The following is a 14,735-nucleotide window of genomic DNA, read 5'->3' on the forward strand; positions in this document are numbered from 1 at the left end:
AATAAAGCTACATTACAATTATGTTCCAATTTATCCATCGTTAATCACTTCTTCAGATGTAAAATTGAAATATTAAGGGCCTTCCATTATAATGAAATTGGAAGTTACCAACACACCCGAGGTGGATGGAATGAGCTCCTTGACTTTAAAGCAGTTTCAAGATCAAGTATCCGAATTGTTGCTCCGTCACCGAAGTCTGCTTGATGTCTTATCCAAATTTCAACAGTCCGGTGCAGCTGCTAACCGTTCCGTGGTGAAATCCATTACAGAATGTGGCTGTATTCAGGTCAACGCAGCGAAGCAAGAGTACCATCCAGAGATGACTTTGAATGAGGCTAAGGATGTGCTGGGCACTCATGTATCCGGTCACCTGTGTGAACAATGCATCGAGGTTGTCAGTAGTGAACTGGGCAGGAACTTGTTCTATATGTCCGCACTAAGCAACATTCTTGATGTTAACCTGGAGCAAGTCGTTGAGAATGAATCCAAGAAATGCACAACACTAGGACTTTTCAACATGTCATGAACATGAAGATGAACAAACAAAAAAGCATTTATTTTCTCTGAGATCATCAGAAGAAAATAAATGCTTTTTATTTTTGCTATTTGCCGATTAAACATCGGACTTAACGGAATTTGAATCGTCTACACCGCGGCGTTTGTTCTTTCTGCGGATTCGGATGAAAAAACCATCAACGTTTTTTTTTAAGCCATAAAGCGCGTACAACAAGAGCGGTACGAAGATCATTTTGGAAATGGACTCAGGCCATTTGATTGCAATCAGGACAGCTACAGCAACGATAACGGGTGTAATCCAGATAGCCGCTTTAGGAATACCCGCTTTCTTGAAGTTCGGGTACTTCACAGTACTTACCATTAAGTATGACAACATGATCGTACTTACCAAAAGCACGTAGACGTTAATTTCATTAACGAACAACGCTAATGTACAAAGCACACCGCCAGCAGCCGGAATCGGCAAACCGATGAAATAACCAGGTGTACCAGCAACAACGTTGAAACGAGCCAAACGAAGCGCTCCACAAATGGGGAAGATCGCCGTGACGATCCAGGCAAATGCTGGACTGATCACACTCGGATCATTAAAAGCGACTACATACATGATAAAGGCTGGTGCTACACCGAAAGAAATAACGTCGGACAGCGAGTCTAGCTCTTTACCAAATTCACTTTGTGCATTCAATGCCCTTGCTACACGGCCGTCAAGACCATCAAGCAGCATGGCAACGATGACAAGTACAGCTGCGACTCCATGCTCACCACTGAAAGCAAGAATAATCGACAGAACACCTAGGAATAAGTTCCCTACTGTAAAAAGACTGGGAATTGATTTCGTTAACATATGTTTTTGTCCACCTCTGGATTTACTATGCCCTAAACTTGACTTTATAAAACCTCAACATTAGATACTTTATGATTGTATCCACTTTAAATATGTCTGTCAATGAACACTTGTTCTTGAATTCTTTTGAGGCCTTCTTTAATAGCGCGCGCCCTCACTTCTCCGATTCCATCAACTTCATCCAGTTCTTCAATCGTTGCCATCATCATGTGCGGCAGGTAGCCAAACTTCTCTACAAGATTCGCAATAATGATCGAGGGAAGCCGCGGTATTTTCCCAAGAACCCTGAATCCGCGCGGGGAAACCGGTTCTTCAACAATAGAATTTGTATGCGGATAGCCGAGTAATCGAATGATTTGGTGCGGTTCCAACAACTCATCCGAAGATAATCGTTTCAAGCCAGCTTGCATTTCTTTGACTCGATCTTCGGATAATTCCCTTACATAATCTTTTACGAGCAAACGCGCTTCAAGTTCCGCATTGCCAACAAGTTCTTCCAATTGCATGCTAATTAAACGGCCTTCATTCCCCAACTCGTTAATATAGCGATTGATTTCCGCTTTGATTCGCAGCACCATTTCAAATCGGGCAATGACATTGGTGACATCGTGCAGCGTAACCAGCTCTTCAAACTCCGACGCACTCAGGTTCGTCAGCGACTGATCCAAAACCACTTTGTACCGTTCCAAAGTTTGGATAGCTTGATTGGCTTTCGTTAAGATAACGCCTATATCTTTGAGCGCATAGCGCAAGTTTCCTTGATAAAGGGTGATGACATTGCGTCGTTGCGAGATCGAAACAACCAGCTTATTGGTTTGCTTCGCAACACGTTCAGCAGTCCGATGACGGATTCCAGTCTCCGACGAGGAAATGGAGGAATCCGGGATTAATTGCGTATTTGCATAGAGAATACGTTTGATATCTTCGCTGAGGATGATCGCTCCATCCATTTTGGCAAGTTCATATAAATAATTGGGTGAAAAATCACAATCGATTGAAAAGCCGCCGTCGACAATTTCCCTTACTTCCGCGCTATATCCAACAACAATAAGTCCGCCCGTTTTGGCGCGTAATACATTCTCCAAACCGTCGCGGAACGATGTGCCAGGGGCTACCATTTGCAGCAATTGGCTCATGACGTCTCGCTTTATCTCTTCTTTACTCATAGTTTCCTCCTGAAGGCTTGCAGGTTGAATGATTCAAGAGCTAATCCAGTGCCGCTTTCAATGCTTCTGACACCGTGTTCACCCCAATAATCTCCATACCGGGCGGATGCGTCCACCCCTTCAAACTTTTCTCTGGCATAATGACTCTGCGGAATCCTAATTTCTCCGCTTCCTTTACCCGCTGATCAATCCGTGACACACCACGGACTTCACCGGTCAACCCGATCTCACCGAACACGACATCAAAAGGTCTCGTTGCATGATCCCGGAAGCTGGATGCGATACTAATCGCAATGGCTAAGTCAACAGCAGGCTCATCAAGCTTGACGCCGCCAGCCACGTTCAGGTAAGCATCCTGATTCTGCAAGAACATGCCCATGCGTTTCTCTAAAACGGCGATGATCAAAGAAAGTCGGTTGTGATCGACACCAGTCGCCATCCTTCTTGGGGATGGGAAATTCGTCGAAGAAACCAACGCCTGAATCTCTACCAATACCGGACGCGTTCCTTCCATACTCGCAACCACGGTGGAACCGGCAACACCGAGTGGTCTCTCGGACAAGAACAGTTCAGAGGGGTTGCTCACTTCGACAAGTCCTACTTCCTGCATCTCAAAAATTCCGATCTCATTCGTAGACCCGAATCGATTCTTGACTGCACGGAGCACGCGGTAGGAATGGTGCCGCTCTCCTTCGAAGTAAAGAACACAATCAACCATGTGCTCCAGCATCCTAGGTCCCGCAATGGCGCCTTCCTTCGTCACATGGCCGACAAGGACCGTTGCAATCCCTTTCCCCTTAGCTATTCTCATAAAGTGACCCGTGCATTCCCGAACTTGCGAAACGGTGCCCGGGGCCGATGTGATAGCAGGGTGGAAGACAGTCTGGATAGAGTCAATCACCAGGAAATCGGGTTCAATTTCTTGAATGGCTTCTTCAATAAGCTCAAGGTTCGTTTCACAAAGAACATACAGCAGCGGAGATGAGGCATTCAAGCGATCCGCACGAAGCTTCGTCTGTTTAACGGACTCTTCCCCCGATATATAAAGCACCTTCTGATGTGCTTGCGTCAGCTCGAAAGAAGTTTGGAGCAGTAACGTTGATTTCCCGATTCCCGGATCCCCACCTACGAGAATTAAAGATCCAGGCACAATACCTCCGCCTAAGACGCGATTCAATTCCTTGTTGCTGGTCACAACCCTAGGCTCTGGGCTACTTTCTATATGTATGATGGGGGTGGGTTTTTCTTTCGTGCGAGGGGCAGAAGAATTCATCCCCTTTGTACGTACGACCGTTTCAACTTCTTCCACCATCGTATTCCAAGACTGACAACCTGGGCATTTGCCCATCCATTTTGGCGATTCATACCCGCATTCTTGACAGCAAAATTTCGTCTTCTGTTTACTCATGACGTAAGTGACTCCTTAGATCTTTAAATTCATTATTTGGCTATCCTTACCAATAAAGTTTACCATTTTTACGAAGTCCATGAAAGGTCATCTGAAAATAAAAAGCATTTTGCCACACCCAGGAACGGATGCAGCAAAATGCTTCTTTGCTTGCTTTTATTTAGCTGCTACGCCTTCGCCCTTCCGGACAACCAGCTCGCCTTCACTCTCATCAATCGTTAAGGAGTCGCCCTTCGCGATATTGCCTCTGAGAAGCTCCTCAGACAGACGGTCCTCAATATGCTTCTGGATGGCTCTGCGAAGCGGTCTTGCGCCGTAAGTCGGATCGTATCCTTCTTTGGCCAGGAAGGCTTTGGCTTTATCTGTCAACAAGAAGTCCACCTCTTGTTCTTTCAGGCGTTTGCGAAGATCATCCGCCATCAGAGAAACGATTTCAGCGATATGTTTCTCATCCAAGGAGTGGAAGACGATGATTTCGTCGATCCGGTTAAGGAACTCAGGACGGAAACTTTTCTTAAGCTCGCCCATCACTTTATCTTTCATGTTGCTGTAGTCTTTACCAGCATCCAGAGCGGCTGTAAAGCCAAGTGAGGAGTTTTTCTTAATCATATCCGCGCCTACGTTGGACGTCATGATGATCAGTGTATTGCGGAAATCGACTGTACGTCCTTTGGAATCCGTCAGACGGCCATCTTCCAGCACTTGCAGAAGAATATTGAAAACTTCCGGATGTGCTTTCTCGATCTCATCAAGCAATACAACCGAGTAAGGTTTGCGGCGAACTTTCTCCGTCAATTGGCCGCCTTCTTCATAGCCAACATACCCTGGAGGCGCTCCGACCAAACGAGAAGTCGAGTGTTTCTCCATGTATTCCGACATGTCGATCCGTACTACCGCGTTGTCGTCTCCGAATAGAGACTCAGCTAACGCACGAGCTAACTCGGTTTTCCCCACACCAGTTGGTCCCAAGAAGATGAAGGAGCCCATTGGACGCTTCGGATCTTTGAGGCCTGCTCTAGCACGGCGAATCGCGCGGCTGACGGCTTTTACCGCTTCTTCCTGTCCGATAACACGCTCATGGAGAATGTCTTCCATTTTGAGCAGACGATCTGTTTCTTCTTCCGCCAGCTTGCTCACAGGAATTCCTGTCCAGCTTGCTACGATTTGAGCGATATCATCCGGCGTTACTTCTGTATCCAAACGACCTTGTTTTTCTTTCCAGTCGTTTTTCGTTGTATCCAGCTCTTCACGAAGCTTCTGTTCGGTGTCGCGAAGCCCTGCTGCTTTCTCGAACTCCTGGCTTTGTACCGCGGCATCTTTCTCCTTGCGGATATCCTCCAGCTTGTTCTCCAGCTGTTTCAATGAAGGCGGTATTGTGTAGGAGCGAAGTCTCACTTTGGAGCTAGCCTCATCAATCAAGTCAATCGCTTTGTCCGGCAAGAAACGATCCGTGATATAGCGATCAGAGAGTTTAACAGCCTCTTGAATAGCGGCATCCGTAATTTTCACACGGTGGTGAGCCTCGTAGCGGTCACGCAGTCCGTAGAGAATTTGAATAGCTTCTTCTGGGGATGGCTGATCCACTGTGATTGGTTGGAAGCGGCGTTCCAGCGCGGCATCCTTTTCGATGTATTTACGGTACTCATCCAACGTCGTAGCACCGATGCACTGCAGCTCGCCTCTCGCCAGAGCCGGCTTCAAAATGTTGGAGGCATCAATCGCACCTTCCGCACCACCAGCGCCGATCAAAGTATGAAGCTCATCGATGAAGAGTACGATGTTACCTGCTTGACGAATTTCGTCCATGATTTTTTTGAGGCGATCCTCAAATTCACCGCGATATTTGGTCCCTGCTACCACAGATCCCATATCGAGTGTCATTACTCTTTTATCCTTCAACGTTTCCGGGATTTCATTATTAATGATTTTCTGAGCGAGGCCTTCAGCAATTGCCGTTTTACCAACCCCTGGCTCACCGATCAACACCGGATTGTTTTTCGTTCTGCGGCTTAACACTTGAATCACGCGTTCGATTTCTTTGCTGCGGCCGATAACGGGATCCAAATGACCTTCTTTGGCGTAGGCGGTCAGATCTCTCGCTAAACCATCCAATGTAGGTGTATTCACATTCTGAGTGTTGCCGTGGCTCGGAGACACTGTCTCGCTGCTGCCTAGCAATTGAAGAACTTGCTGACGAGCCTTGTTCAAAGAAACACCTAGATTGTTAAGGACTCTAGCAGCAACGCCTTCACCTTCACGAATTAGCCCCAGTAAAATATGTTCAGTCCCCACATACGTGTGACCTAATTTTCTTGCCTCATCCATGGACAACTCAATGACTTTTTTCGCTCTAGGTGTATACGCAATGTTGGTAGGCTGCTCTTGTCCTCTGCCGATTAGGGATTCGACTTCATCTTGAATTTTTTCAAGACCTAAGCCCAAAGCAACGAGTGCTTTCGCGGCGATACCTTCCCCTTCACGAATAAGACCCAACAAAATGTGCTCAGTACCAATATTGTTATGCCCTAAGCGAACTGCTTCCTCTTGAGCCAAAGAAAGCACCTTTTGCGCACGTTCTGTAAATCTGCCAAACATCATAGAGAACACCTCCAAAAGTAGTATATCTATGGAAAACCTAAAGGATGAATCTTAACTGACTATATCCTGCCGAATTTCTCTCGAATCAGCTCGGCCCGGCGCATATCGCGCTCATCGGCGTTCAGCTTCTCGCCAGCGAATTGCTGTAGAAAGCCAGGTTGTGTCATAACCAGCAGTTCATTCAAAACATTAGAAGAAACATTATTGATAATCCCCAAGTCTATGCCTAATCGCACGTCCGACAGGCGCTGCGCAGCCTCCTTAGAGTCCATAATTCCTGCATAAGACAAAATACCAAGCGAGCGGTTCACGCGATCAATGATACGCATTCTAGACTCTTGCATCAGCTTATGCCTTGCAGCACGCTCATGCTCAATAATTTGCCTTGCGACACTGTGTAAATTATCAATAATCTCGTCTTCGGATTGTCCTAGTGTAATCTGATTCGAAATTTGGAACAGATTACCTAATGCTTCGCTGCCTTCCCCATATAATCCTCTAACCGTCAATCCAACTTGTGTAACAGCGGATAAAATCCGATTGATTTGTTGGCTGAGCACCAGAGCGGGCAAATGCATCATTACCGAAGCGCGAATGCCGGTTCCGACGTTCGTAGGGCAACTTGTAAGGTAGCCCCTCTTTTCATCATAGCCGTAATCCAGCTGGGTTTCAAAAATATCATCAATCTGGTTCGCCAAGTCCCAAACTTCTTTGATTTGGAAGCCTGGGCACAAACATTGTATGCGAAGATGATCCTCTTCATTGATCATAATGCTGATGGATTCATTTTCGCTTAAAATAACAGCACCATTTCTGGATTCGTTAGCTAAGTTAGGGCTAATTAAATGCTTCTCAACAAGTACCATTCGCTCAAGCTCGTTAAGGTCAGACAGCGGAATAAGCGAAAAATTACTGATCGTCTCCAGCTCATCATTCTCCAGCACGCCGGACAACTGATCAAGTACTTCTTGTGATTGTTGATTGGTAGCTAGCATCGGGTAAGGGTAGTCTCTGAGGTTACGTGCAATACGGATTCGACTGCTGATGACGATATCCGACTCCGGTCCCTCTCCCTTCATCCATTCGCTCAATGCATCTCCTGTAAACCGCTGTAGTGTCACTGGATTCACACCTTCCTTACAAAATCACAATCCGGCAATTTTCTTCTCTATCTCGCGAATTTGGTCCCTGATCTTCGCCGCTTGTTCGAATTCTTCTGCTTCAATGCAGGTCATCATATCCTTCTTCAGCGTATCAATCTCCCGCTTGCATTGGATAATGCCACCGCTTCGTTTGGGGACTTTCCCCACATGCACGGTGTTCCCGTGCACTCTTTTGAACAGAGGATCTAACTTTTCCGAAAAGCTCTGATAACAGGATCCGCATCCAAAACGGCCTAATTTACTAAACTGCGAGTACGTTAACCCACAATTCTCACAACGGATCGCTTGGGACTTCGCGGCGGATAAAGAGGAAGGGTCGAAATCAAGTAATCCTGATAAAAGATTATGAATCGAAAACCCGCCAGATGTCCCAGGAATCATTTCACCCTTCTCGCGGGCGCAATTCTCACAAATGTGGAACTCGTTCTTGTCTCCATTCACAATCTTCGTAAAATGAAGAGTCGCCGGTCGTTTCCCGCATTCCTGACAAATCATTTCAAATGCCTCCTCATCTGCTAAGCAAGGATATCAGCATCGCTTTAAGGATTCTAGCTCGAATTTCATCGCGCAGCGGGAGCTTGAAGGTCAACACGTCTCTGGATATCGCTGCCCGAATCAAATTGGCTTCTCGTGTTGAAATATAGTGGCCCTCCAGCAGCTGGTAAATGAGTCCTTCAGAAGCGACTTGATCTATGTGTGTATGAATCGTTCGAAAAATATGATCCAATATCGATCCATGGCTCTTAAGCTCAATCTTCTGGATACGAATGTACCCGCCACCGCCACGCTTACTCTCCACGAGGTAACCCTTTTCCAGCGTAAACCTGGTGCTAATCACGTAATTGATTTGGGAAGGCACACACTGGAATTGATCGGCCAGATCGTTTCGTTGAATCTCGATGGCTCCTTCAGAGCTTTGTTGAAGGACATGCTTTAAATACTGCTCAATAATTTCTGATACGTTACGCATCAATTCATCCTCCCAGACTGCTAGAAGTAAATTGACTTTGATTGACTTTGACTTTCTTTGACCTTAACTAGATTATAATCATTTCCTTTCTTTTTGACAAGTGCTGCCGTTAAACATTGGCCGTATATAAGAAAACTGAGCATTTTCACAGCTTACTCTCAGTATTTACAAAAAAACCCCTGCTTAACGTCAGGGGCTGTTCCTTTTTTTGGGGAGTAAGATTGATGGGCTTCTGCTTTGAGGAAGTGGGAACTACGTTCCGCTATTTTGTTTGTTTGGCTAAAAGCCTGCCTTTTTAGGTGGAATAAGGGCCTGTGGTTCCACTTAACCTCTGAAAGGTGCAAATCAGATCAATAAGCGGCCTACAGTTCTCTTGTGCCGCTTTGCGGGAATCTCACCTTAAAGTTGTCGTAAGAGATGCAAAAAAACCTTTCTGAGATTTCTCTCAAAAAGGTTTTTCTTCTGTGCTTGGCAACGTTCTACTCTCCCAGAACCCTGCGGTTCAAGTACCATCGACGCTGGAGGGCTTAACGGTCGTGTTCGAGATGGGAACGCGTGGATCCCCTCCGCCATCATCACCAAACGTGATGCTTCTGCCAGGAAACATCTATAAACCAATTCAGGACGTCTTGCACCCTGAAAACTAGATACGAAACTTGCGTAAAGTTACAACTATAGGATTCAAGCAGAGAGACTTTTGACTTCGTCAAAAGATCCCTATATTAGGTTAAGCCCTCGACCGATTAGTATTCGTCAGCTGCATGCATTGCTGCACTTCCACCTCGAACCTATCAACCTCGTCGTCTACAAGGGGTCTTACATACTGGGAAATCTCATCTTGAGGGGGGCTTCGCGCTTAGATGCTTTCAGCGCTTATCCCCTCCGTACATAGCTACCCAGCGGTGCCTCTGGCGAGACAACTGGTACACCAGCGGTACGTCCATCCCGGTCCTCTCGTACTAAGGACAGCTCCTCTCAAATTTCCTACGCCCGCGACAGATAGGGACCGAACTGTCTCACGACGTTCTGAACCCAGCTCGCGTACCGCTTTAATGGGCGAACAGCCCAACCCTTGGGACCTACTTCAGCCCCAGGATGCGATGAGCCGACATCGAGGTGCCAAACCTCCCCGTCGATGTGGACTCTTGGGGGAGATAAGCCTGTTATCCCCAGGGTAGCTTTTATCCGTTGAGCGATGGCCCTTCCATTCGGTACCACCGGATCACTAAGTCCGACTTTCGTCCCTGCTCGACTTGTAGGTCTCGCAGTCAAGCTCCCTTATGCCTTTGCACTCTGCGAATGATTTCCAACCATTCTGAGGGAACCTTTAAACGCCTCCGTTACATTTTAGGAGGCGACCGCCCCAGTCAAACTGCCCACCTGACACTGTCCCCATACCGGATCACGGTACCAGGTTAGAACTCCGATACGATCAGGGTGGTATCCCAACGGCGCCTCCACCCAAGCTGGCGCTCAGGCTTCAAAGGCTCCCACCTATCCTGTACAGATCGTACCAAAGTCCAATATCAAGCTGCAGTAAAGCTCCATGGGGTCTTTCCGTCTTGTCGCGGGTAACCTGCATCTTCACAGGTATTAAAATTTCACCGGATCTCTCGTTGAGACAGCGCCCAAGTCGTTACGCCATTCGTGCGGGTCAGAATTTACCTGACAAGGAATTTCGCTACCTTAGGACCGTTATAGTTACGGCCGCCGTTTACTGGGGCTTCAATTCATAGCTTCGGATTGCTCCTAACCACTCCTCTTAACCTTCCAGCACCGGGCAGGCGTCAGCCCGTATACTTCGCCTTGCGGCTTCGCACAGACCTGTGTTTTTGCTAAACAGTCGCTTGGGCCTTTTCACTGCGGCCCCCTCGGGCTATTCACCCTACCGAGGCACCCCTTCTCCCGAAGTTACGGGGTCATTTTGCCGAGTTCCTTAACGAGAGTTCTTCCGCGCGCCTTAGAATTCTCTTCTCACCCACCTGTGTCGGTTTGCGGTACGGGCACCTTCGCCTGGCTAGAAGCTTTTCTTGGCAGTGTGAAATCATGACCTTCGGTACTTAAAATTTCCCTCCCCATCACAGCCCAGCCTTACGGTTAGCGGATTTGCCTACTAACCAGCCTCACTGCTTGGACGAGCATCCATCAGCTCGCGTCACTATCCTTCTGCGTCACTCCATTGCTCATAACGGCTACGGTGGTACAGGAATTTCCACCTGTTGTCCATCGACTACGCCTTTCGGCCTCGCCTTAGGTCCCGACTTACCCTGAGCGGACGAGCCTTCCTCAGGAACCCTTAGGTTTTCGGCGGATCAGATTCTCACTGATCTTTTCGTTACTTATACCGGCATTCTCACTTGTATGCGCTCCACCTGTCCTTACGGTCAGAATTCAACGTACATACAACGCTCCCCTACCCATGCATTGCTGCAAGCCATAGCTTCGGTGGCGTGTTTAGCCCCGTTACATTTTCGGCGCAGAGTCACTCGACCAGTGAGCTATTACGCACTCTTTCAATGGTGGCTGCTTCTAAGCCAACATCCTGGTTGTCTGTGCAACTCCACATCCTTTCCCACTTAACACACACTTGGGGACCTTAGCTGATGGTCTGGGCTGTTTCCCTTTTGACAATGGATCTTAGCACTCACTGTCTGACTCCCGGATTTAAGTTTGTGGCATTCAGAGTTTGACTGGACTTGGTAACCCTTGGCGGGCCCCGCACCCAATCAGTGCTTTACCTCCACAACTCACAACATCCGAGGCTAGCCCTAAAGCTATTTCGGGGAGAACCAGCTATCTCCGAGTTCGATTGGAATTTCTCCGCTACCCCCACCTCATCCCCGAATTTTTCAACATTCGTGGGTTCGGGCCTCCAGTGAGTGTTACCTCACCTTCACCCTGGACAGGGGTAGATCACACGGTTTCGGGTCTACGTCCACGTACTCAAGCGCCCTATTCAGACTCGCTTTCGCTGCGGCTCCGTCTCTTCGACTTAACCTCGCACGGGAACGTAACTCGCCGGTTCATTCTACAAAAGGCACGCCATCACCCATATAGAGGGCTCTGACTTTTTGTAAGCACACGGTTTCAGGTTCTTTTTCACTCCGCTTCCGCGGTGCTTTTCACCTTTCCCTCACGGTACTGCTTCACTATCGGTCACTAGGGAGTATTTAGCCTTGGCAGATGGTCCTGCCGGATTCCGACGGGGTTTCACGTGACCCGCCGTACTCAGGATACCTCTAGGCATACGTTCATTTTGGGCTACAGGGCTTTTACCTTCTATGCCGGACCTTTCCAGATCACTTCGCCTAACGAACTTTTGCCACAACGAGGTCCTACAACCCCAAGGAGCAAGCTCCTTGGTTTGGGCTATTCCGCTTTCGCTCGCCGCTACTGACGGAATCACTTTTGTTTTCTTTTCCTCCAGGTACTTAGATGTTTCAGTTCCCTGGGTCTGCCTCCAATGTAGCTATGTATTCACTACATGGTAACTGCGCATTACCACAGCTGGGTTCCCCCATTCGGACATCCCCGGATCAAAGCCTGCTTACGGCTCCCCGAGGCATTTCGTCGTTCGCCACGTCCTTCTTCGGCTCCTAGTGCCTAGGCATCCTCCGTGTGCTCTTTCTAGCTTAACCTAGAAAAAATACATTTGGTATTACTACCTAAGTTCTTACTTTACGTTTTGTTTCGTTATCTAGTTTTCAAGGAACAAAGTGTTCATTGTGATTCAATTTCCCTTGCCCTATCTCAGCGGCGAAAGTTATCTTATCACAACTCTCGATCTCATTTCAAGTCGAAATTCCTTGGAAATCTCTGTCTGAAAATGATAATTGGTGGAGCCAAGCGGGATCGAACCGCTGACCTCCTGCTTGCAAGGCAGGCGCTCTCCCAGCTGAGCTATGGCCCCAAAGTATAAAATTGGTTGGCCCTAGTGGACTCGAACCACCGACCTCACCCTTATCAGGGGTGCGCTCTAACCAGCTGAGCTAAGGGCCAATATGTGTTTCGGGGAAACTCCCCAAAATAAAAACCCACCTACAAGCTTTCGAAGCTTTCTTCGAAAGCTTGCCATGGGTCCGCTTGGCAACGTTCTACTCTCCCAGAACCCTGCGGTTCAAGTACCATCGACGCTGGAGGGCTTAACGGTCGTGTTCGAGATGGGAACGCGTGGGTCCCCTCCGCCATCATCACCAAACGAGTGCAACATGATTTCCACCATCTTGCTGAAAGAGCTTGCTCTTTCAAAACTGAACACGAGTGAGTAAGCGATGTGTGCTTTCGCACTTGACTGGTCTTATCAAGACCGAGTCTCCATAGAAAGGAGGTGATCCAGCCGCACCTTCCGATACGGCTACCTTGTTACGACTTCACCCCAATCATCTACCCCACCTTCGGCGGCTGGCTCCCTTGCGGGTTACCCCACCGACTTCGGGTGTTGTAAACTCTCGTGGTGTGACGGGCGGTGTGTACAAGACCCGGGAACGTATTCACCGCGGCATGCTGATCCGCGATTACTAGCAATTCCGACTTCATGCAGGCGAGTTGCAGCCTGCAATCCGAACTGAGATCGGCTTATAAGGATTGGCTCCACCTCGCGGCTTCGCTTCCCGTTGTACCGACCATTGTAGTACGTGTGTAGCCCAGGTCATAAGGGGCATGATGATTTGACGTCATCCCCACCTTCCTCCGGTTTGTCACCGGCAGTCATCTTAGAGTGCCCACCCGAAGTGCTGGCAACTAAGATCAAGGGTTGCGCTCGTTGCGGGACTTAACCCAACATCTCACGACACGAGCTGACGACAACCATGCACCACCTGTCTCCAATGCTCCGAAGAGGGCACCTATCTCTAGGTGTTACATCGGGATGTCAAGACCTGGTAAGGTTCTTCGCGTTGCTTCGAATTAAACCACATACTCCACTGCTTGTGCGGGTCCCCGTCAATTCCTTTGAGTTTCACTCTTGCGAGCGTACTCCCCAGGCGGCATACTTACTGTGTTAACTTCGGCACCGAGGAATCGAATCCCCAACACCTAGTATGCATCGTTTACGGCGTGGACTACCAGGGTATCTAATCCTGTTTGCTCCCCACGCTTTCGCGCCTCAGCGTCAGTTATAGGCCAGAAAGTCGCCTTCGCCACTGGTGTTCCTCCACATCTCTACGCATTTCACCGCTACACGTGGAATTCCACTTTCCTCTCCTACACTCAAGTTAACCAGTTTTGGATGCGAACCGGGGTTGAGCCCCGGGCTTAAACACCCAACTTAATTAACCGCCTGCGCGCGCTTTACGCCCAATAATTCCGGACAACGCTTGCCCCCTACGTATTACCGCGGCTGCTGGCACGTAGTTAGCCGGGGCTTTCTTCTCCTATACCGTCACACAAAGCGCAGTTACTCGCCTTGCTGTTCGTCTAGGGCAACAGAGCTTTACGATCCGAAAACCTTCATCACTCACGCGGCGTTGCTCCGTCAGACTTGCGTCCATTGCGGAAGATTCCCTACTGCTGCCTCCCGTAGGAGTCTGGGCCGTGTCTCAGTCCCAGTGTGGCCGTTCACCCTCTCAGGTCGGCTACGCATCGTCGCCTTGGTGAGCCGTTACCTCACCAACTAGCTAATGCGCCGCAGGCCCATCTATAAGCCACAGATTGCTCCGTGTTTCATGATTCTCTCATGCGAGAAAACCAGTTATCCGGTCTTAGCTATCGTTTCCGATAGTTATCCCAGTCTTATAGGCAGGTTGCCTACGTGTTACTCACCCGTCCGCCGCTAAGCACCGAAGTGCTCCGCTCGACTTGCATGTATTAGGCACGCCGCCAGCGTTCGTCCTGAGCCAGGATCAAACTCTCCATAATAGAAAAGCTGATTGTACTCATTGACTTGCTAGCGAGATTTTACAATCTCATTTATAGTCGATTACTCGACTGTGCTTACTCACTCGTTGTTCAGTTTTCAAAGATCAATGACTCTTGTCCTATCCGCTCTCTTTCGAAAGCCGGAAGTTCAATATACCACACTAACTTTAGTTTTGCAACTTGTTTTTCTTAAGTTACTCGTTATTCCCGC

General features: G+C 48.3%; 8 protein-coding genes, 2 tRNA genes and 4 rRNA genes. 1 reads left to right on the forward strand and 13 read right to left on the reverse strand.

Annotation, left to right across the window (positions count from 1 at the left end; genetic code table 11):
- The first annotated feature begins 130 nt into the window (after positions 1-130).
- Positions 131-526 (forward strand): DUF1573 domain-containing protein, encoded by a 396-nt coding sequence (locus ACKTT9_RS36760; RefSeq protein WP_127457569.1) that lies wholly within the window; start codon positions 131-133, stop codon positions 524-526.
- Between the two features lie 87 nt (positions 527-613).
- Here ACKTT9_RS36760 and pssA read toward each other — a convergent pair whose 3' ends face one another.
- The 13 genes from pssA to ACKTT9_RS36825 all read right to left on the reverse strand — a co-directional run bounded on the left by pssA (position 614) and on the right by ACKTT9_RS36825 (position 14,524).
- Positions 614-1,363: a CDP-diacylglycerol--serine O-phosphatidyltransferase gene (pssA, locus tag ACKTT9_RS36765; protein ID WP_127457562.1), complete on the reverse strand. Its 750-nt coding sequence runs from the start codon at positions 1,361-1,363 to the stop codon at positions 614-616.
- An 86-nt stretch (positions 1,364-1,449) separates the two neighbouring features.
- A complete protein-coding gene (gene disA / locus ACKTT9_RS36770; protein ID WP_407869844.1) occupies positions 1,450-2,529 on the reverse strand; it encodes a DNA integrity scanning diadenylate cyclase DisA in 1,080 nt (359 codons plus the stop codon).
- 40 nt (positions 2,530-2,569) lie between these two features.
- Complete coding sequence (gene radA, locus ACKTT9_RS36775) at positions 2,570-3,937, reverse strand: DNA repair protein RadA (RefSeq protein ID WP_157326762.1); 1,368 nt, start codon at positions 3,935-3,937, stop codon at positions 2,570-2,572.
- Between the two features lie 156 nt (positions 3,938-4,093).
- A complete protein-coding gene (gene clpC / locus ACKTT9_RS36780) occupies positions 4,094-6,535 on the reverse strand; it encodes an ATP-dependent protease ATP-binding subunit ClpC (protein ID WP_157326763.1) in 2,442 nt (813 codons plus the stop codon).
- Between the two features lie 59 nt (positions 6,536-6,594).
- Positions 6,595-7,614 carry a protein arginine kinase gene (locus ACKTT9_RS36785; RefSeq protein WP_157326770.1) on the reverse strand — a complete coding sequence of 340 codons (1,020 nt, stop codon included), beginning with the start codon at positions 7,612-7,614 and terminating at the stop codon, positions 6,595-6,597.
- Positions 7,615-7,680: 66 nt separating this feature from the next.
- A complete protein-coding gene (locus ACKTT9_RS36790) occupies positions 7,681-8,193 on the reverse strand; it encodes a UvrB/UvrC motif-containing protein (protein ID WP_127457567.1) in 513 nt (170 codons plus the stop codon).
- Positions 8,194-8,206: 13 nt separating this feature from the next.
- Positions 8,207-8,668, reverse strand: coding sequence for a CtsR family transcriptional regulator (locus ACKTT9_RS36795; protein ID WP_127457568.1), 462 nt, complete (start codon positions 8,666-8,668; stop codon positions 8,207-8,209).
- Positions 8,669-9,134: 466 nt separating this feature from the next.
- Positions 9,135-9,251 (reverse strand): 5S ribosomal RNA (gene rrf, locus ACKTT9_RS36800).
- Between the two features lie 140 nt (positions 9,252-9,391).
- Positions 9,392-12,306: ribosomal RNA gene (locus ACKTT9_RS36805) — 23S ribosomal RNA — on the reverse strand.
- 196 nt (positions 12,307-12,502) lie between these two features.
- A tRNA-Ala gene (locus ACKTT9_RS36810) sits at positions 12,503-12,578 on the reverse strand.
- A gap of 12 nt (positions 12,579-12,590) precedes the next feature.
- Positions 12,591-12,667: transfer RNA gene (locus ACKTT9_RS36815), tRNA-Ile, on the reverse strand.
- Between the two features lie 82 nt (positions 12,668-12,749).
- Positions 12,750-12,866 (reverse strand): 5S ribosomal RNA (gene rrf / locus ACKTT9_RS36820).
- Positions 12,867-12,988: 122 nt separating this feature from the next.
- Positions 12,989-14,524: ribosomal RNA gene (locus tag ACKTT9_RS36825) — 16S ribosomal RNA — on the reverse strand.
- The 16S, 23S and 5S rRNA genes sit together here with 2 tRNA genes alongside, the layout of an rRNA operon.
- Between the last annotated feature and the right edge of the window lie 211 nt (positions 14,525-14,735).

Source organism: Paenibacillus sp. P36 (assembly GCF_045866505.1).
Lineage (GTDB): Bacteria > Bacillota > Bacilli > Paenibacillales > NBRC-103111 > Paenibacillus_E > Paenibacillus_E chondroitinus.

What these genes read in the sequence shown, in the direction of transcription:
- ACKTT9_RS36795 (WP_127457568.1), bottom strand. Translation starts at nt 8,668, where the DNA reads ATGCGTAACGTATCAGAAATTATTGAGCAGTATTTAAAGCATGTCCTT.
- radA (WP_157326762.1), bottom strand. Translation starts at nt 3,937, where the DNA reads ATGAGTAAACAGAAGACGAAATTTTGCTGTCAAGAATGCGGGTATGAA.
- disA (WP_407869844.1), bottom strand. Translation starts at nt 2,529, where the DNA reads ATGAGTAAAGAAGAGATAAAGCGAGACGTCATGAGCCAATTGCTGCAA.
- ACKTT9_RS36760 (WP_127457569.1), top strand. Translation starts at nt 131, where the DNA reads ATGAGCTCCTTGACTTTAAAGCAGTTTCAAGATCAAGTATCCGAATTG.
- clpC (WP_157326763.1), bottom strand. Translation starts at nt 6,535, where the DNA reads ATGATGTTTGGCAGATTTACAGAACGTGCGCAAAAGGTGCTTTCTTTG.
- ACKTT9_RS36785 (WP_157326770.1), bottom strand. Translation starts at nt 7,614, where the DNA reads ATGAAGGGAGAGGGACCGGAGTCGGATATCGTCATCAGCAGTCGAATC.
- pssA (WP_127457562.1), bottom strand. Translation starts at nt 1,363, where the DNA reads ATGTTAACGAAATCAATTCCCAGTCTTTTTACAGTAGGGAACTTATTC.
- ACKTT9_RS36790 (WP_127457567.1), bottom strand. Translation starts at nt 8,193, where the DNA reads ATGATTTGTCAGGAATGCGGGAAACGACCGGCGACTCTTCATTTTACG.